This window comes from Kribbella turkmenica (genome assembly GCF_004348725.1).
Lineage (GTDB): Bacteria > Actinomycetota > Actinomycetes > Propionibacteriales > Kribbellaceae > Kribbella > Kribbella turkmenica.
In genome coordinates this window covers 1-17,076 of record NZ_SMKR01000162.1, presented here as the reverse complement: position 1 = coordinate 17,076, position 17,076 = coordinate 1, and the positions used below count along the sequence as shown (strand labels likewise).

Annotated in this window: 19 protein-coding genes; 4 read left to right on the top strand and 15 right to left on the bottom strand. The window is 70.7% G+C overall.

The features are described 5' to 3' along the window. The 11 genes from lgt to hisI form a co-directional block, all read right to left on the bottom strand. On the bottom strand, positions 1-839 hold an 839-nt coding region (lgt, locus tag E1218_RS28720; RefSeq protein WP_132325821.1), incomplete at its 3' end, for a prolipoprotein diacylglyceryl transferase. A gap of 84 nt (positions 840-923) precedes the next feature. Further along, positions 924-1,637 carry a DsbA family protein gene (locus E1218_RS28715; protein ID WP_132325819.1) on the bottom strand — a complete coding sequence of 238 codons (714 nt, stop codon included), beginning with the start codon at positions 1,635-1,637 and terminating at the stop codon, positions 924-926. Next, positions 1,634-2,152, bottom strand: a complete 519-nt coding sequence (locus E1218_RS28710) for a MauE/DoxX family redox-associated membrane protein (protein WP_233712538.1) — start codon at positions 2,150-2,152, stop codon at positions 1,634-1,636. The genes E1218_RS28715 and E1218_RS28710 overlap by 4 nt, the downstream gene beginning before the upstream one ends. Next, positions 2,149-2,811 carry an SCO family protein gene (locus E1218_RS28705; RefSeq protein WP_233712537.1) on the bottom strand — a complete coding sequence of 221 codons (663 nt, stop codon included), beginning with the start codon at positions 2,809-2,811 and terminating at the stop codon, positions 2,149-2,151. The genes E1218_RS28710 and E1218_RS28705 overlap by 4 nt, the downstream gene beginning before the upstream one ends. A 7-nt stretch (positions 2,812-2,818) precedes the next feature. Further along, on the bottom strand, positions 2,819-3,643 hold the full coding sequence (trpA, locus tag E1218_RS28700; protein ID WP_132325817.1) for a tryptophan synthase subunit alpha: 825 nt from the start codon (positions 3,641-3,643) through the stop codon (positions 2,819-2,821). Further along, a complete protein-coding gene (trpB, locus tag E1218_RS28695) occupies positions 3,636-4,847 on the bottom strand; it encodes a tryptophan synthase subunit beta (protein WP_132325815.1) in 1,212 nt (403 codons plus the stop codon). The genes trpA and trpB overlap by 8 nt, the downstream gene beginning before the upstream one ends. Before the next feature lie 78 nt (positions 4,848-4,925). Further along, positions 4,926-5,732 carry an indole-3-glycerol phosphate synthase TrpC gene (trpC, locus tag E1218_RS28690; RefSeq protein ID WP_132325813.1) on the bottom strand — a complete coding sequence of 269 codons (807 nt, stop codon included), beginning with the start codon at positions 5,730-5,732 and terminating at the stop codon, positions 4,926-4,928. Between the two features lie 14 nt (positions 5,733-5,746). Then, entirely contained in the window at positions 5,747-6,013 is a 267-nt protein-coding gene (locus E1218_RS28685; protein WP_202866243.1) for an HGxxPAAW family protein, read from the bottom strand. 56 nt (positions 6,014-6,069) lie between these two features. After that, positions 6,070-6,579 (bottom strand): Trp biosynthesis-associated membrane protein, encoded by a 510-nt coding sequence (locus E1218_RS28680; RefSeq protein ID WP_132325811.1) that lies wholly within the window; start codon positions 6,577-6,579, stop codon positions 6,070-6,072. Further along, positions 6,579-8,075 (bottom strand): anthranilate synthase component I, encoded by a 1,497-nt coding sequence (locus E1218_RS28675; RefSeq protein ID WP_132325809.1) that lies wholly within the window; start codon positions 8,073-8,075, stop codon positions 6,579-6,581. The genes E1218_RS28680 and E1218_RS28675 overlap by 1 nt, the downstream gene beginning before the upstream one ends. Positions 8,076-8,184: 109 nt before the next feature. Continuing rightward, positions 8,185-8,514: a phosphoribosyl-AMP cyclohydrolase gene (gene hisI / locus E1218_RS28670; protein WP_132325807.1), complete on the bottom strand. Its 330-nt coding sequence runs from the start codon at positions 8,512-8,514 to the stop codon at positions 8,185-8,187. Positions 8,515-8,578: 64 nt separating this feature from the next. Between hisI and E1218_RS28665 the strand changes: the two genes are divergently transcribed. Next, positions 8,579-9,679, top strand: a complete 1,101-nt coding sequence (locus E1218_RS28665; RefSeq protein WP_132325805.1) for a dipeptidase — start codon at positions 8,579-8,581, stop codon at positions 9,677-9,679. On the opposite strand, the gene E1218_RS28660 is transcribed toward E1218_RS28665, so the two are convergent. Continuing rightward, the gene (locus E1218_RS28660; protein WP_233712536.1) at positions 9,676-10,557 is read right to left on the bottom strand and encodes a GNAT family N-acetyltransferase; all 882 of its coding nucleotides are present in this window, start codon (positions 10,555-10,557) and stop codon (positions 9,676-9,678) included. The two genes, E1218_RS28665 and E1218_RS28660, sit on opposite strands and share 4 nt — an antisense overlap. Before the next feature lie 158 nt (positions 10,558-10,715). Here E1218_RS28660 and E1218_RS28655 point away from each other — a divergent pair, with 158 nt between their 5' ends. Beyond that, the gene (locus E1218_RS28655) at positions 10,716-11,711 is read left to right on the top strand and encodes a hypothetical protein (RefSeq protein ID WP_132325803.1); all 996 of its coding nucleotides are present in this window, start codon (positions 10,716-10,718) and stop codon (positions 11,709-11,711) included. A 120-nt stretch (positions 11,712-11,831) separates the two neighbouring features. Next, entirely contained in the window at positions 11,832-12,152 is a 321-nt protein-coding gene (locus E1218_RS28650) for a Fe-S cluster assembly protein HesB (protein WP_132325801.1), read from the top strand. A gap of 73 nt (positions 12,153-12,225) precedes the next feature. Here E1218_RS28650 and E1218_RS28645 read toward each other — a convergent pair whose 3' ends face one another. Together E1218_RS28645 and E1218_RS28640 are read right to left on the bottom strand one after the other, a co-directional pair. After that, a complete protein-coding gene (locus E1218_RS28645; RefSeq protein WP_132325799.1) occupies positions 12,226-14,022 on the bottom strand; it encodes an ABC transporter ATP-binding protein in 1,797 nt (598 codons plus the stop codon). Between the two features lie 76 nt (positions 14,023-14,098). Continuing rightward, the gene (locus tag E1218_RS28640) at positions 14,099-15,949 is read right to left on the bottom strand and encodes an ABC transporter ATP-binding protein (RefSeq protein ID WP_325052866.1); all 1,851 of its coding nucleotides are present in this window, start codon (positions 15,947-15,949) and stop codon (positions 14,099-14,101) included. A gap of 96 nt (positions 15,950-16,045) precedes the next feature. On the opposite strand from E1218_RS28640, the gene E1218_RS28635 reads away from it, so the two are divergent. Further along, positions 16,046-16,687 carry a TIGR03085 family metal-binding protein gene (locus tag E1218_RS28635; protein WP_132325797.1) on the top strand — a complete coding sequence of 214 codons (642 nt, stop codon included), beginning with the start codon at positions 16,046-16,048 and terminating at the stop codon, positions 16,685-16,687. On the opposite strand, the gene E1218_RS28630 is transcribed toward E1218_RS28635, so the two are convergent. Next, positions 16,673-17,076: DedA family protein (locus tag E1218_RS28630; protein WP_202866242.1), on the bottom strand; the 404-nt coding region annotated here is incomplete at its 5' end. The two genes, E1218_RS28635 and E1218_RS28630, sit on opposite strands and share 15 nt — an antisense overlap.

The following is a 17,076-nucleotide window of genomic DNA, read 5'->3' as shown; positions in this document are numbered from 1 at the left end:
GTGGAGATGTCTTCGATGCCGGGGCGGAGGCGGGCGCTGATCACGAACGCGGCCACCGAGAGAACGAACAGGAGGATCGACGTCCACACGTTCAGGCGCAGGCCGAGGAAGTGGTTGACCGTGTCGATGCGCAGGTTCTCGATCCAGGCCCGGCCCACCGTGTAGCCGGCGACGTACAGGAAGAACGCTCGCCCGTGGCCCAGCGGGAAGCGCCGGCCCGCCAGGATCACCAGCGCGATCACGCCGAGGTTCCAGATCGCCTCGTACAGGAACGTCGGGTGGAAGGTGGCGAAGTCGGCGTACCCGTCCGGCCGGTGCGCGGGGTCGATCTCCAGGCCCCACGGCCGGTCGGTCGGCCTGCCGAACAGCTCCTGGTTGAAGTAGTTGCCGAACCGCCCGAGCACCTGCGCCAGCGCGATGCCCGGCGCCATCGCGTCCGCGACCGCCAGGAACGGCACCTTGGCCCGCCGGCAGGCGATCCAGGCGCCGAGCGCGCCGAAGCCGACCGCACCCCAGATGCCGAGTCCGCCGTGCCAGATCTTCAGCGCGTCGACCGGGTTCCGGCCCTCGCCGAAGTACAGCTCTGCGTCGGTGATGACGTGGTAGACCCGGGCGCCGACCAGGCCGAACGGGATCGCCCAGAACATGATGTCGGCGAGCACTGTCGGCGAGCCGCCACGGGCGACCCACCGCTTCCGGCCGAGCCAGTAGCCGGCGAAGATCCCGGCCAGGATGCACAGCGCGTACGCGCGGATCGGCAGGCCGAGGAGGTGCCAGACACCCTGGCTGGGGCTTGGGATGAACGCCGGAACGATCACGGCGGGGATGAGATCAGACATGGCAAGCAGGAACGCTACTCGACCGGCCCCACCGCGACCAGCGAACTCTTGGTCACGATGGGGACTCGGTCGGTGAGCACTGGCTCAGCTCGCCGCCACGGCCTCGTCGACAGCCTTCTGCAGACCCTCGCCGGTGAGGTTGTCGGCGTCCAGCTGCTTGTCGTTGACGTAGACCGTCGGCGTTCCGGTCACGCCGCGGTCGTCGGCGGCCTTGGAGACCGTGTCCAGCCAGCCGCCGTAGGAGTTGTCCCGGACGGCCTGCTCGAATTTCGCGTCGTCGATCCCGAGCTGCTTGCCCAGGGAGATCAGCTGGTCGGTGGTCCAGGACTTGCTGAAGTCGGCGTACATCTCGTCGGCGTAGCTGAGCGCCTTGCCGTTGGCGGCGGCGGCCGCGAACGCGTTCGCCAGGCGCGGCGAGGCGTCCGGGTTCACGAAGACCAGCGGCCAGTAGGTCAGCGTCGCGGTGCCGTCCTGGACCAGCTTGTCGACGGTCGCGCCGGTGCGCTCCTCGAACTCCGCGCAGTGCGGGCAGCGGAAATCGAGGTAGATGTCGATGTGCGCCTTGGCGCCTTCCTTGCCGACCGTGACGCCCTTGCCGGCCGTGCCCGGCCCCTCGATCACGGTCGGCTCGGGCCGGCCGTTCGAGCTGACCTCCACCGTGGAGTGGCTGCGCCAGTACTGCACGCCGACACCGCCGCCGAGGGCGAGCACCAGCACGATCACCACGATGATGCCCGGCGTGATCCGGCGCTTCTTCTGCTGCAGCAGCGGGTTCACGGGGGTTTTGGTCTTGCTCACGACGCGGTGACTCCTGTCGGGGTGTGCGGATCGGACTCGAGGGCGAACTTACTCACCGGGCTCAGCCACAACCAGACGGCCAGCAGCAGTAACCCGACGTCCCGCAGGATCTCCTGCAGGTACTTCGTCTCACCCGGGGCGACCGCGCCGCCGCCGCCGAAGCAGCCGCAGTCGATCGCCAGGCCGCGCACCCAGGCGGAGGTCACCGCGGCGATGAACACCATCATGAAAACACCCGCGGCCACCGCCGCGGCGCGGACACCGAAACCGACGATCAACAGCAATCCGATCGCGATCTCGAGGAACGGCAGGCCCCAGCCGACCGGCGCGACCAGCGCCGACGGCAGCAGGTCGTACGCCCGGACCGCCTGGGACGCGGTCTCCGGGTCGGTCACCTTCAGAGCCCCGGCCACCAGCATCACACCGCCGAGCCCGAGCCGGGCCACCAGCGACACCCAGGGAAACCAGGGCCGCTGCTTCACATCCGCCGGGGAAAAGGTCGTGGGAACCTTCACTGGTTGTCCTCCACCAGCTTTCCGAAGTCGTGCGCGAGGTCGCCGATGGCGGCGTTCGACAACCAGAGCACATTCGCCTTGTCGTTCTTGCCGAACCCGAGCACCTGGGCACCGTGGCCGACCTCGTACCCACCGGACGGCAGCTTCTTCATGCCCTCCACGGGTACGCCGACGGCCTTGGCGATGTCCTTGATCTCGGTCAGCGACCCGGTCAGCCCCACGAAGGCCGGGTCGAAGCGGTCGAGGTACTTGCGGACGACCGGGCCGGTGTCGCGGGCCGGGTCGGTGGTGATGAACAGCAGTTGCACCTGGTCACGGACCGACTCGTCCAGCTTGGTCAGCGCGGACGCCACGTCGGCCATCACGGTCGGGCAGACGTCCGGGCAGTTGGTGTACCCGAAGAACACCAGCGTGACCGGCTTCTTGGTGGACGTGACCAGGTTGAACTTGTTGCCGTGGGTGTCGGTCAGCGTCGCCGACGGCAACGAGTACGGCCGGTCCAGCGTCGCCCCCCGCAACCCGTTCGGGTTCGCGGTGGTCCGGATGACCGCACCGCCGGGGTTGTCCGCCTGGTCCTTGTCCTTGCCGCCGCTGCAGCCCGCGAGGGCGAGCAGAGCCACCGCGGCGAGGAGTACGGCCGCGCTCCTGGTTCGACTCACGGCGTGTCTAACGACCGGCGGCGGCGCTGGGTTCCCGCCGGACACCTTCGGCCAGATCCTCGGTGAGCGCGCGTACGGCGGCCGGGCCACCGTCCCCGAGCGCGTTGACGAGCGCCGCGCCGACGATGACCGCGTCCGCGAACGCAGCCACGCCGGCCGCCTGGTCCCCGTTCGAGATCCCGAGGCCGACGCCGACCGGCACCTCGGTCGCCGCCTTCACCCGGGTCACCAGAGGCTCCGCCAGCGCGGAGGGCTTGTCCCGTGCACCGGTGACGCCCATCACGGCGGTCGCGTAGACGAAGCCGCGACAGGCAGCCGTCGTCATCGCGATCCGTTCGTCGGTGGACGACGGCGAGACCAGGAACACCTTGTCCAGGTCGTGCTCGTCCGCCGCGACGACCCACTCCGCGGCCTCGTCCGGGATCAGGTCGGGCGTGATCAGCCCCGCTCCCCCGACGCCGGCGAGGTCGGCGGCGAACCGGTCGACGCCGTACCGCTCGATCGGGTTCCAGTACGTCATCACGAGTACCGGGACGTCGGAGTACGCCGCGATCTTCTCGACCGTGCTGAGCACATCACGCGTCCGGAGGCCGGCGGCGAGCGCGACCTCGGTGGCGCGCTGGATCGTGACACCGTCCATCACCGGATCGCTGTACGGCAGGCCGAGCTCGAGCACGTCGGCACCGCCGTCGACCAGTGCCTTCAAGCCGTCCAGCGCACCGTCGTACGTCGGGAAACCCGCGGGCAGGTACCCGACCAGGGCGCCGCGGCCCTCGGCGTTCGCCTTCCGGACCGCGGCCCCGGCCTTGCCCAGGGCAACGAGCTCATTCACGACCGGTCTCCTTGTCCGCCAGGCCGAACCAGGAAGCGGCCGTGTCCATGTCCTTGTCGCCACGGCCGGACAGGTTCACCAGGATGGTGGCCTCCGGCCCGAGTTCCTTGGCGATGTCGAGCGCGCCGGCGACCGCGTGCGCGGACTCGATCGCGGGGATGATGCCCTCGGTCCGGGACAGCACCCGGAACGCCTCCATCGCCTCGGCGTCGGTGATCGGCCGGTACGACGCCCGCCCGGTGTCGGCCAGCCACGCGTGCTCCGGTCCGACGCCGGGGTAGTCCAGCCCGGCCGAGATCGAGTGCGACTCGATCGTCTGCCCGTCCTCGTCCTGCAGCAGGAACGAGCGCGCCCCGTGCAGTACGCCGACCTGGCCCGCGCTGATCGTGGCTGCGTGCCGGCCGGAGTCGAAGCCCTCGCCGCCCGGCTCGACGCCGTACAGCTTCACGTCGGCGTCCGGGATGAACGCGGCGAACAGGCCGATCGCGTTCGACCCGCCGCCGACCGAGGCGACGGCCGCGTCCGGGAGCCGGCCGAGCAGTTCGAGCGACTGCTCGCGGGCCTCGTCGCCGATGCCGCGGACGAAGTCGCGCACCATCGCCGGGAACGGGTGCGAACCGGCTGCGGTGCCGAGGATGTAGTGCGTCTTGTCGACGCTGGCGACCCAGTCACGCAGGGCCTCGTTGATCGCGTCCTTCAGCGTCCGGCTGCCGGTCTTCACCGGGACCACCTCGGCGCCCAGCAGCTTCATGCGGGCCACGTTGAGGGCCTGTCGCTCGGTGTCGACCTCGCCCATGTAGACCACGCACTCGAGGTCCATGTACGCGCAGGCGGTCGCGGTCGCGACGCCGTGCTGGCCGGCGCCGGTCTCGGCGATCACCCGGGTCTTGCCCATCCGCTTGGTCAGCAGGGCCTGGCCGATCGCGTTCCGGATCTTGTGCGCGCCGGTGTGGTTCAGGTCCTCGCGCTTGAGCAGGATCCGGGCCCCGGCCGCGTCCGACAGCCGGGTCGCGTCGTACAGCAGGCTCGGCGCGCCGACGTACCGGCGCAGCATCCGCTCGAACTCACCGGTGAACGCCGGGTCGGCCATCGCTTCCCGCCACGCCGTGGTGAGCTCGTCGAGCGGCGCGATCAGCGCCTCCGGCATGAACCTGCCGCCGAAACGGCCGAAGTGCCCGAACTGGTCGGGCAGCACAGTTGTCATCCGAAAAACTGCCTTCCGAATACCCCGAACCGCCGGCGCGGGGATCTTGAGCCCAGGCCGGCGTCGCGGTCGGGCGTATCAGTGCCGCTGCTGGATGGCGGGGTGCGATCCGGCAGCGACGAGGTCGGCGACCGAGGCGCGGGGATCGCGGCCGGTCACCAGGGTTTCACCGACGAGGACGACATCGGCCCCGGCGCGCGCGAACTCGATTACATCATGCGGTCCCCGGACGCCGGACTCCGCCACCCGGACCAGGCTCGACGGGATCGTCGGCGCGACCCGGGCGAAGGTGTCCCGGTCGACCTCGAGGGTCTTCAGGTTCCGGTTGTTCACGCCGATCAGCTGGGCTCCGGCGTCCACCGCACGCCGGGTCTCCTCCTCGTCGTGCACCTCGACCAGCGGGCACAGCCCGATCGAGTGCGCGCGCTCGACCAGCGAGACCAGCGCCTCCTGCTCGAGCGCGGCGACGATCAGCAGCACCATGTCGGCGCCGGCCGCCCGGGCCTCCCAGAGCTGGTACGAGGACACGATGAAGTCCTTGCGCAGCACCGGGACGTCGACCCGGCCGCGAACCGCGCGCAGGTCGTCCAGGCTGCCGTTGAACCGGCGCTGCTCGGTCAGCACCGAGATCGCCGCGGCGCCGCCGCCCTCGTACTCGCCGGCCAGTGCGGCCGGGTCGGTGATCTCGGCCAGGTCCCCCTTGGACGGGCTGGACCGCTTCACCTCGGCGATGATCGCGATCCCGTCGCCGCGGAACACCGGCATCGGATCCTTGCAGTCGGGCTGGCGTTGCGCCTCGAGCTTCAGGTCGTCCAGGCTGACCCGCGCCTGGCGCTCGGCGAGGTCCTCCCGGACGCCCACCAGAATGTCGTCAAGCACAGTCATCGTCTGTCCGCCCCTCAGTGCCGGTCGTCGGTCGGGACCCCGAAGCCCAGCAACTGCATCACCTTGCCGGTCAGCGCACCGACCACGGCGATCGCGACCGAGATCCAGAACAGCAGCCAGTTCGGGCCCAGCACCATCGCGATGGCACCCACTGTGAAGGCGATCAGCACGATGATCACGGCGGTCCAGGCCGCCGGGCTGTTGCCGTGCAGGTCGTGAGCCTCCTCGCGCGGCTGCGTCGCCGGTTGATCCGCCCCTTGATCAGCCATCGTCTTGTCCATGGTTGGCGCCACTCCTCGTCGTCGTCCCGTCCTATTGTGGCGGTAGCCCGCCGCGATCAAAGAGTCGGGTCCTCCCCGGCGTCGATCGCCTTCCACTGATCGGCCGGCGAGGCGGCCGGATCACGCTCGTAACGGGCCGTCGCCCGCCGCCAGCGATGCGCTGTCAGTACGGCGACCAGCCCGGCCGCCACGAGTGCGGCTCCCCCGGCCAGCGCGAACCAGGGAGCCGGTCCGGTGGTGATCGCGAACGAGTCGGTGCCGAGCGCGAGCGCCGGCCGCAGCCGGGTCAGCTCCTCGAGCCCCGGGCGGACCTGGAACGCGACCACCACGGCCAGCACGCCCAACAGCACGACCAGGACGGCCAGCACGCGGCGCAGCGCCGTACCGGCCAGTTTCGTCACGATCACGGCCACCACGCCTGCCGCCGCGAGGAACACCGGCGCGCGGGTCAGATCGTAGCCCTTGAACGTCTCGTCGTTGACCGTGGTCCAGGGCAGGTACGCCGACATGCCGAGCAGAACCAGTGCCACCAGGGTGAGGACGTCAACGAGTCGCTGCGGCCGCATCACACGTCACTGAACGTTCCGGCGACCGCGATCGCGTTGAGCACGGCCGCCGCCTTGGTCCGGCACTCCGCGTCCTCGGCGGCCGGGTCGGAGTCGGCGACGATGCCCGCACCGGCCTGGACGTACGCCGTCGTACCGCGCAGCACCGCGGTCCGGATGGCGATCGCGGTGTCGGCGTCACCGGCGAAGTCGAGGTAGCCGACCACGCCGCCGTACACCCCGCGGCGGGTCACCTCGAGCTTGTCGATGATCTCCATCGCCCGCGGCTTCGGTGCCCCGGACAACGTTCCGGCCGGGAACGCGGCGGTGAGCGCGTCGAACGCGGTCTTGCCGGCGGCCAGCTGCCCGGTCACCGTCGACTCCAGGTGCATGACGTGGCTGTACCGCCGGACGTCCATGAAGTCGACGACCTCGACGGTGCCCGGCGCACAGACCCGGCCGACGTCGTTGCGGCCGAGGTCGACCAGCATCAGGTGCTCGGCCCGCTCCTTCGCATCGGCCCGGAGCTCCTCCTCCAGCGCGTGGTCCTCCTCCGGGGTCGCGCCGCGGCGGCGGGTGCCGGCGATCGGGTGCAGGATCACCTTGTTCTCGGTGACCTTGACCAGCGCCTCGGGGCTGGATCCGACGATGTCGAACCCGTCCAGCCGGACCAGGTACATGTAGGGGCTCGGGTTCGACCGGCGGAGCACCCGGTAGATGTCGAGCGCGCTCGCGGAGGTCTGCAGCTCGAACCGCTGGGACACGACGATCTGGAACGCCTCGCCCGCGCGGATCTCCTCCTTCGCGTGCTCGACCGCCTGCCGGTACTCCGCGCTCGACCGCTGCCGGTGCGGATCCGGCTGCGCGCCCCGGTCGGCGCGGACGACGTACGACGGGGTCGGCCGGGCCAGGTCGGCCGCCATCGCGTCGAGCCGGCGGACCGCGTCCGCGTAGGCCTCGTCGACGCGCTCGTCGGAGTCGTCCCAGTTGACCGCGTTCGCGATCAGCCAGATCTCGCCGGTCTCGTGGTCGAGCGCGGCCAGGTCGGTGGCGAACAGGAATGTCAGCTCGGGCAGGCCGAGGTCGTCGGTCGTTGTGTCCGGCAACCGTTCGAGCCGGCGGACGGCGTCGTACCCGAGGAAGCCGACCATGCCGCCGGTCAGCGGGGGCAGGTCCGGCAGCCGCGGCGTGTGCAGGATCTCCAGGGTCTCCCGGAGCGCCTTGAGCGGATCGCCGGTCTGCGGCAGGCCGACCGGCGGGTTGCCGGTCCAGACGGCCTGGCCGTCGCGCTCGGTCAGCGTCGCGGCGGACCGGACGCCGATGAACGAGTACCGCGACCAGACGCCGCCGTTCTCGGCCGACTCCAGCAGGAACGTGCCGGGCCGCTCGGCCGCGAGCTTGCCGTACACGCCGATCGGCGTCTCCGCGTCCGCGAGCAGCCGGCGCGTCACCGGGATGACCCGGCGGTCCTTCGCGTACTCCCGGAAAGTCTCGATAGCCGGGTTGGCGTCGGTCATGAGGCCTCCCGGCCTGGACTGAGGAGCGGAGGGAGCGGAGCGACTGGAGCGACGAGGGAAGGCCGGGAGTTCCAGCCCCATGACCCAGCAGGCGCCGAAGGCCCGGCCATCAGTGCAGCACCTCGATCTCGCCGTGCTCGAAGCAGCTGCGAGTGCCGGTGTGGCAGGCCGGGCCCTCCTGGTCGACCAGGACGAGCAGCGTGTCGGCGTCGCAGTCGACGAGGATCTGCTTGACGTGCTGCCGATGGCCGCTGGTCTCGCCCTTCACCCAGTACTCCTGCCGGCTGCGGGACCAGAACGTGCTCCGCCCGGTCGCCGCGGTCCGGCGTACCGCCTCGGCGTTCATCCAGCCCACCATCAGGACCTCACGCGTGTCGTACTGCTGTACCACCGCCGGGATCAGCCCGGCCGCGTCGAAGGTCAGCTCGTCGATACTCACCCGTCTATTGTCGCCGATGCCGGGCGGCCGGCTGACCACGGTCCGGAACTGCGAGGATGGCCCGATGCCGAGGATCGAGGAACTGCTGCGCGAGCACCCGGTGATCGACGGGCACAACGACCTGCCGATCGCGTTCTACGAGCTGTGCGGGTACGACCTGGACGCGTACGACCTGAACGGACCGGTTCCGCAGCTGCACACCGATCTGCCCCGGCTGCGGCGCGGCCGGGTGGGCGCCCAGTTCTGGTCGCTCTGGGTGCCGCAGGACGCCGACGCCGTACGGCGTACGTTCGAGCAGCTCGACTTCGTCCGGCGACTGGTCGAGCGGTTCCCCGCGGAGCTGGCGCTGACGGCCACGGCCGACGACGTGGAGGCGGCGATCAAGGAGGGCCGGATCGCCTCGCTGATGGGGATGAAGGGCGGTCACTCGGTCGGGGAGTCGCTCGGCGTCCTGCGGGTGATGCGTGCGCTCGGCGTCCGGTACATGACGCTGACCCACAACCACAACGTGTCCTGGGCGGACTCGGCGACCGACGAGCCGGTGCTCGGCGGGCTGAACGACTTCGGCGAGGAGGTCGTCCGGGAGATGAACCGGATCGGCATGCTGGTCGACCTCTCGCACGTCTCGGCGGACACGATGCGGCACGCGCTCCGGGTGACGAGCTCGCCGGTGATCTTCAGCCACTCGTCCGCACGGGCGGTCTGCGACGTCCCCCGGAATGCGCCGGACGACGTCCTGGAGACGCTCGCCCGCAACGAGGGCGTCTGCATGGTGACGTTCGTGCCCGCGTTCGTCTCCCAGGCGTACGCCGACTGGGCCGAGGAGGCGTCCGCGAAGGCCAAGGAGGCCGGGCGGACGACGTCCGAGCTGGACGACGCCGGAGAGCTGGAGCTGCTGGTCGGACGGCCGCGGCCGGTGGCGACGCTCGCGGACGTCGTCCGGCACGTGGAGCACGTCCGCGAGGTCGCCGGCGTCGACCACCTCGGCATCGGCGGCGACTACGACGGCTGCCCCGGTCTCCCGGCCGGGCTCGAGGACGTGTCGACGTACCCGGCCCTGTTCGAGGCGCTGGCCGACCGTGGCTGGAACGACCAGGAGCTCGCGAAGCTTGCCGGTGGCAACATCCTCCGCGTGCTCCGCGCCGCTGACCAGACCGCCGCCTAGCCCGGGCGGTACACGTCGCGGGTCTCGGGTTGCGGGACGAAACCGGCCGACGTGTAGGTGGCGACCGCGCCGACGTTGAAGCCCGGGGTGCTGACGACCGCGCTGGACGCGCCGAGCTCGCGCAGGGCGCGGGCGCCGGCCACGGTGATCGCCTGACCGTAGCCGCGGCCGCGGTGGGTTCGATGCACGCCCATGGGCTCGATCAGCCCGGGCTTGCCTTCGCCGGCCGACCAGACGGTGATGGCCGCCACCGCGTCACCCTGCGCGTTCCGGGCGATCAGGCACCGGGCGTCCTCATACGGCGCTCCCGCCGCCATCGCGTGCCACCGCTCCTCGGTGAACGTGGATCCGTCGAACGACGCCCGCTGCACCGTGGTCCGTTCACTCGCCTGCTCCGGGCCGACCACGTCGACCCGTACGCCGGGATCCTCCACCGGCTCGTCGAGCGCACGCCGCAGCGGAACCCACGGCTCGTCGGACTCCCAGCCGTCCTTCTGCAGCAGCTCCCGGACGAGCGCTCCCATCGGCGCCTCGACGTACACCTTGCCCTCGATCAGTACGCCGCGCTCCGGTGCCGACACGTCCTCGGCCAACTGCCGCGCCAGCTCCTCGTCGCGCTGCTGCTCCGGCGCGATCGCCACCCGCAGCAGGTCGGGCTCGTCGAGCAGCCCGACCGCCACGACCTCCCCGTCGCGGCTCCAGGTACGGACCGCCGCCGCCGTCCGCTCGACGCCGAAGCGCCAGTACCAGCCGAGGTCCCCGGGATGCAGTTGCGGCTGCGCACCGTCGTACTGCCACGCCCGGAGCGCCCGCGCCGCCGCACCCAGTCCGTCGACCTCCGGCTCGTCCATCTCGATCGCCATGATCCGATCAGACACCACCCGCTCTCCTCCCCGCACCCGACTTTCCGCGACCCCAACCGACTTTGTGCACGGGTCTCCTCTGTTGGGGCACGGAACGTACTCGCTCCGTGCACAAAGTGGGTTGTCCACAAGGCGTCGAGCGGGAGGAGGTCGCTTCGCGCGAGGATCGTGCGGTGGAGAGGCTGGCAGCGGACGTACGGGCGGAGCTGGTCGCGCGTTCCGGTACGCCGCTCCGGCACGGAGACCTCCTCCGGTTGGGGCTCGAACAGCACGATGTGCAGCGGCTGTTGCGCAAGCGCGCCCTCCAGCGGTTCCACTCCCGGTACGTCGGCGGACATGTCGACCCCCGACAGACCCGGATCGCCTGTACTCAGGCTGCCCATCCTGGGACCGTCGTCAGCCATTTCAGCGCGGCGGAGCTCCGCGGCCTCCGCGTGTGGGGCACCGGTACGTCGGGTCCGGTCTGGCTCACGCGACCGCCGGGCACGCAGCGCAACCTGAGGAATGCCGACGTCGTACTCCGGCGGGCCGGTCTCCCGGCGTCCGAACTCCAGCATCACCGGGGTCTGGTGCTGACCTCCGACGCAAGGACAACGGTCGACCTCGCACGTGAGCTCCCCTTACGTGAGGCGGTCGTCACGGTTGACGACACCTTGGCCCGGGCCGTCTCGCGTGCCGAACTCGAGGCTGTGATGGAGGGCCAGGAGCGCTGGCCCAGCATCCGCGCTGCACGGGCGGCGGTCGCTCTCGGGGATCCGCGGTCGGAGTCGGCACTGGAGTCGTTCGCGCGGGTGGTGTTCTTGGAGGCAGGCCTGCCGGTGCCCGTCCTCCAGGCGCAGTTCTGGGACGGATACCGCTGGATGGTGGAGCGGGTCGACTTCTGGTCGCCGGAGTTCCGGACGGTCGCCGAGGCCGACGGGCTGCAGAAGTTCGAGGCACCGACCGCGCAGGAACGCCGCCGCCTGCTGCGCCGCTCGTACGAGCGGGACCAGCGGCTGACCGACCACGGGCTCGAGCTGATCCACTTCGGCTGGGAGGACGCCGTCCGACGCCCGCAGCAGTTGGTTCGGCGGCTCCGCTCCGCGTTCCACCGTGGCATCCAACGCGCCGGCGACCCGCCCGGCTGGCGCGTCGCGCCCGTCCTACAGCCGACTTTGTGCACCGCGTGAGCGTTTTGCGGGCGTCGGAGTACTCATGCTGTGCACAGAGTGACCTCGACCACGCCGTGTTTGGGGTTGGGCGGATCGGGCACGGGGCGAACTCCTGAACGTCTACAGGTTGGAGTAGTTGTGCTGACGCTCACCGAGAACGCGACTCTGGTGATCAAGAGCATCACAGGGGTCGAGGGTGCGCCGGACGGCGCCGGGGTGCGGATCTCGCAGGAGGATCCGGCCAACCCCGCGCTGGCCGTGACGACCACGGAAGCGCCACGCCCGGGCGACCAGGTGGTCGAGGAAAGTGGAGCGCGGGTGTTCCTGGAGGAGAACGCCGCGAACGCGCTGGACGACAAGATCCTGGACGCGGCGGTCGACGACAAGGGCGGCGTCGAGTTCCTGCTGGTGCCCCAGCCGGGGACCGGCCGGGAGAACGGTGCCGCCCCCACCTCCTGAGTCGACCGCCTGATGTGAACGGCCGGGACCAGCCCCTTTCCGTGGTCCCGGCCGTCGCACGTCCGGACAGCGTCTAGAGTGCGCTGCGCTGCGCGATCCAGCTGTCGTGCAGCCGGGTGTACACCCCGCCGGCACGGACCAGCTCGGCGTGCGGGCCGCGCTCGACGACCTCGCCGTTGTCGAAGACCAGCACCTCGTCGGCCGCCTCCGCCGTCGACAACCGGTGCGCGATCGTCACCGACGTACGGCCCGCCATCAGTCGCTCCAGCGCCGCGTTCACCCGGACCTCGGTCCCGGGGTCGACCGCCGACGTGGCCTCGTCGAGGACCAGCAGGTCGGGGTCGGCGATGTTCGCCCGGACCAGCGCGACCAGCTGACGCTCACCTGCCGACAGCGACTCACCGCGCTGGCCGACCGGGGAGTCCAGACCGGCCGGCAACGACTCGAGCCAGTCGGTCAGCCCGAGCGACTCGAAGGCTGCCAGCAACTGCTCGTCCGTCACCTCCGGCCGCCCGAAGCGCACGTTCTCGGCCAGCGAGGCGTCGAACAGGTACCCGTCCTGCGGCACCATCACGACGCGCTCGCGCAGCGACGCGAACGAGATCTCCCGCGCGTCCACGCCGTCCAGCAGGACGGCGCCCGACGTCGGGTCCATCAACCGGGTCAGCAGCTTCGCGAACGTCGTCTTCCCCGACCCGGTCTCCCCCACCACCGCGACCCGCCGGTGCGGCTCCAGCCGGACGTCGACGTCGCGCAGGACCAGATCGCCGTCCGGGTACGCGAAGTCCACGTCGCTGAACTCGACCGAGATCGGGCCGCGCGCCTGCACGACCCCCGACTCACCGGGGTCCACCACGTCGGCCGGGGTCGCGATCACGCCGAGCACCCGCCGCCAGCCGGCGAACGCGCTCTGGGCGTCGGTGAGCACCTGGGTCGCGATCTGCACCGGGTCGGAGAACAGCGCGACCAGGAACATGAACGCCAGGATCTCGCCCAGCGTCGCCTGCCCGTCGACCCCGAGCAGCACCCCGGCCGTGAGCACACCCGCGTTCGCGAGACCGGCGGCCAGACCGCCGATCGAGAACGTCAGACCGGTGATCGCCTGCGCCTTCGTCGCCTGCCGCCGGTAGTCCTCGATCGAGCCGTCGATCCGCTCCTGGGTACGCTTCTCGATCGCGTAGGCCCGGACCACCTGGGCTCCGACCACGGGCTCGGCGATCGCCGACAGCATCTCGCCGACCTTCGCCCGGACCACGCCGTACGCGGCCGACATCAGCCGCTGCAGGTACTTCAGGCTGGCGAAGAGCGGGATGAAGCAGATCAGCACGACCAGCGCGAGCTGCCACGAGTAGACGAACATCACCACGGTCGCGAGCAGCATCTGACCGAGGCTGACCAGGAAGATGAACCCGCCGAACTGCAGGAACTGCGACACCGTGTCCACGTCGGACGTCACCCGGCTGACCAGTGCGCCCCGCCGTTCGGTGCTCTGGGTGAGCACCGGCAGGTCGTGCACGTGCCGGAACGCCTTGATCCGCATCGTCGCCAGACCGCGCTCGGAGTTGATCGCCAGCCGCACGGTCGTCAGGTACGACGCGCCTGCGGTGACGAGCACGCTGATCGCACAGACCAGGCACATCCACGCGACGTAGGACATGTTCGGCCCGCCCGGACCGGACAGCCCCTTGTCGATCGTCTGCTGCACCGCGATCGGTACGACGATCCGCCCGGCCGTCATCAGCAGCGCCAGCAGCCCGGTGATCCACCACCCCTGCGCCAGCTCGGGTGACACCCGGATTCCCTGCCGCAGCGTCTCCAGACCGCCCGCGTCGTCGCCGTGGTCCAGCCGTGTCGTTTCCGAGGAACTCATCCACGTCCTCGCTTCGCTCCGGGCGCGGCTGAGGCACCAGGTCGACTGTGCTTGATGGTGAGCTCGCTCCGCTCGTTCACGCGGACGCCCCTTCCGCGTCGAGGTCGTCGATCTCGGCGGCGAGCTCAGCCTCTTCCTGGCGTCGGGCCGCGTCCTTCTCGTAGGCGTCGACCAGTTCGCGATAGGCGGCCGACGTCTGCTGGAGTTCGGTGTGCGTGCCCTGCGCCGCGATCCGGCCCTCGTCCAGGAACACCACCTCGTCGGCGAGCGAGATGGTCGCCTTCCGGTAGGCGATCACCAGCACGGTGCTGGCGGCCTCGGCGTCCTGGACCGCGGACCGCAGCCCGGCCAGGATCCGCGCCTCGACCTGCGGGTCGACCGCGCTGGTCGCGTCGTCCAGGATCAGCAGCCGCGGCCGGCGTACCAGCGCGCGGGCCAGGGCGATTCGTTGCCGCTGGCCACCCGACAGCGTCGTACCGCGCTCACCGACCTTCGTGTCCAGCCCCTCGGGCAGTCCCTTGACGAAGCCGTCGCCCTGGGCGATCCGGAGCGCGTCCCAGACGTCCTCGTCGCTGTGGTCGCCGCCGAGCGTGATGTTGCCGCGGATCGTGTCGTCGAACAGGAACGCGGTTTGCGCCACCAGCGCCACGGAGCCGGCCAGCTCGTCCCGGGCCAGGTCGCGCAGGTCGAGCCCGTCGATTTTGACCGCGCCCTCCTCCGGGTCGACCAGCCGGGTGAGCAGGGTGGTCAGCGTCGACTTGCCGGCGCCGGTCGGACCGACCATCGCGACCGTCCGGCCGGGCTCGACGGAGAAGTCGACGCCGGTCAGCACGTCCCGCTCGGGCAGGTAGCCGAACCGCACGCCGGAGACCTCGAGCCGGGCCGCCTTCGCCGACGTCAGCCGCCGGTCGCCGTACTCCATCCCGCCCTCGGCGGTGAGCACCCGCTGCACCCGGTCCCAGCCGACGACGGATCGCGGCAACTCGCCGAGCACCCAGCCGAGCGCCCGGATCGGGAACCCGATCAGCGTGAACAGGAACGCCACCTGCACGACGTCACCGGCGTCGGCGGCACCCGACCGAACCCGGCCGACGCCGACCAGCAGCACCGCGAGCACCCCCAGCCGGGGCAGGCCGTCGATCACCGGGTCGAACAGGCCCCGGGCCTTGTTCACCGCGATGTTCGCGTCCCGCAGCGCGTACGTCGGGGCGCGGAAGCGCTCGGTCTCGGCGGCCTCACGGCCCAGCGTCTTCACCACCAGCGCGCCGTCGAACGACTCGTGCGCGACCTCGGAGACATCCGCGCGGAGTTGCTGGGCCCGGGTAGCCAGCGGCTGCAGGTAGCGCTGGAAGATCACGTTCGCCACGAACACCAGCGGGAACACCAGGCAGCCGACCAGCGCCAGCCAGAAGTCGGCCAAGAACATGGCGAAGGTGGCGAAGGCCAGCATCGCGACCACGCCGATGGCCATCGGCAGCGGAGCGATGACGAACCAGATCGACTCGACGTCGGCGTTCGCGTTCGACAGCAACTGTCCGGTCGGGTGCTTGTGGTGCCACTCGAGCGGCAGCTTCAGATACTGCCGGGTCACGCGGCGCCGGTACGTCGCCTGCAGCCGGAACTGCATCACGCCGGCCCCGATCCGCCGGCCGACCACCCCGATCGCCCGCAGGACCGCGATCCCGAGGAACAGCGAGATCAGCGCCGCGATCGCGCCGCCGGTGGTGTCACCGCGCTCCAGCGCGGGCCGGACCACGTTGTCGGTCGCCCAGCCGAGCGCCCACCCGTCGGCCACCGTCATCGCGCCGTACAGCATGCTCGCGAGCACCGACAGGGCGAAGATCCACGGCTCCTCCCAGATCGCGACCTTCAGGACCGCGAAGCCCCTCCGGGTCACGCTCCCCTTGTCCGGGACTTTCGGCGGCACGGGCAACACGCTCCAGGCATTCAGGTGCATCGATCAGACACAGTCATGACAACGATTGACATTCTGCCATTCCACCCCGACAACTACGATCGACCTGTGACCGACTACAGCCGGGGAGAACGACTCGCTCTGTGTGACCTGTTCGACCAGCTCGGCCCTGACCAGCCGACGCTGTGCGAAGGCTGGACGACACACGATCTGGCCGTCCACCTGTACGTCCGCGAGGCCGACCCGATGGCCGGGCCGGGCATCATGATCCCGGCCCTGTCGGACACCACCGAGAAGCGGATGGCCCGCGCGAAGGCGCAGTACGGCTTCACCGAGATCGTGGACAAGGTCCGCACCGGGCCGCCGACGTTCTCGATCTACTCGGTGCCGAAGTTCGGCCACCAGTTGAACACGACCGAGTACTTCGTCCACCACGAGGACGTCCGCCGGGCCCAGCCGTCGTACGACGTCCGCACCCTCCCGCCCGGCCAGCAGGCGGGCCTGTGGAAGGCGGTCCGGCTGGCCGCCAAGTCGATGACCCGGAAGGCGCCGAGCGGCCTGGTCCTGCGGCGGCCCGACGGGTCGACGTCGGTCGCGAAGAAGCCGACCGGGCTCGGGTCGGTCACGGTGACCGGCGAGCCGTCGGAGCTGGTGCTGTTCTGCTTCGGCCGGCAGCAGGTGGCCGACGTCCGGCTGGAGGGCGACGCGGAGACGATCGAGCGGCTCCGGAGCGCCTCATTCGGGGTCTGACGCCCACTTCTTCCGGCGTCGGCGCTGGACCACGCTGCTGACCACGGTCGTCAGGATCACCAGTACGATCGCCGCCAGCACGCCCTGCCAGGGCTCGTCGAACAGCGCGTACCCGAGCAGCCCGATCGCCATGTAGACCGCCGCCCACAGCGACGACGCGGTCAGGTCGACGAGCGCGAACCGCTCCCAGCGGTAGCCGGCCAGCCCGGCCGCCAGCAGCACAGGCACCCGTCCGCCCGGGATCAGGCGGGACGTCAGCAGCACGCTGATCTCGTGCTCTGCCAACCGGACCCGGAGTGCGTCGAGCCTCTCGTTGTCGCGCAACCAGCCGACCCGTTTCGCCAGCCGCTCCCCGCCGAAGCGGCACCCGGCGTACACGATCAGGTCCC

Coding starts and splice junctions, on each gene's coding strand:
- E1218_RS28675 (WP_132325809.1), bottom strand. CDS start 8,075: ATGACCGACGCCAACCCGGCTATCGAGACTTTCCGGGAGTACGCGAAG.
- E1218_RS28685 (WP_202866243.1), bottom strand. CDS start 6,013: ATGGACAAGACGATGGCTGATCAAGGGGCGGATCAACCGGCGACGCAG.
- E1218_RS28645 (WP_132325799.1), bottom strand. CDS start 14,022: ATGAGTTCCTCGGAAACGACACGGCTGGACCACGGCGACGACGCGGGC.
- trpC (WP_132325813.1), bottom strand. CDS start 5,732: ATGACTGTGCTTGACGACATTCTGGTGGGCGTCCGGGAGGACCTCGCC.
- trpB (WP_132325815.1), bottom strand. CDS start 4,847: ATGACAACTGTGCTGCCCGACCAGTTCGGGCACTTCGGCCGTTTCGGC.
- E1218_RS28665 (WP_132325805.1), top strand. CDS start 8,579: ATGCCGAGGATCGAGGAACTGCTGCGCGAGCACCCGGTGATCGACGGG.
- E1218_RS28680 (WP_132325811.1), bottom strand. CDS start 6,579: ATGCGGCCGCAGCGACTCGTTGACGTCCTCACCCTGGTGGCACTGGTT.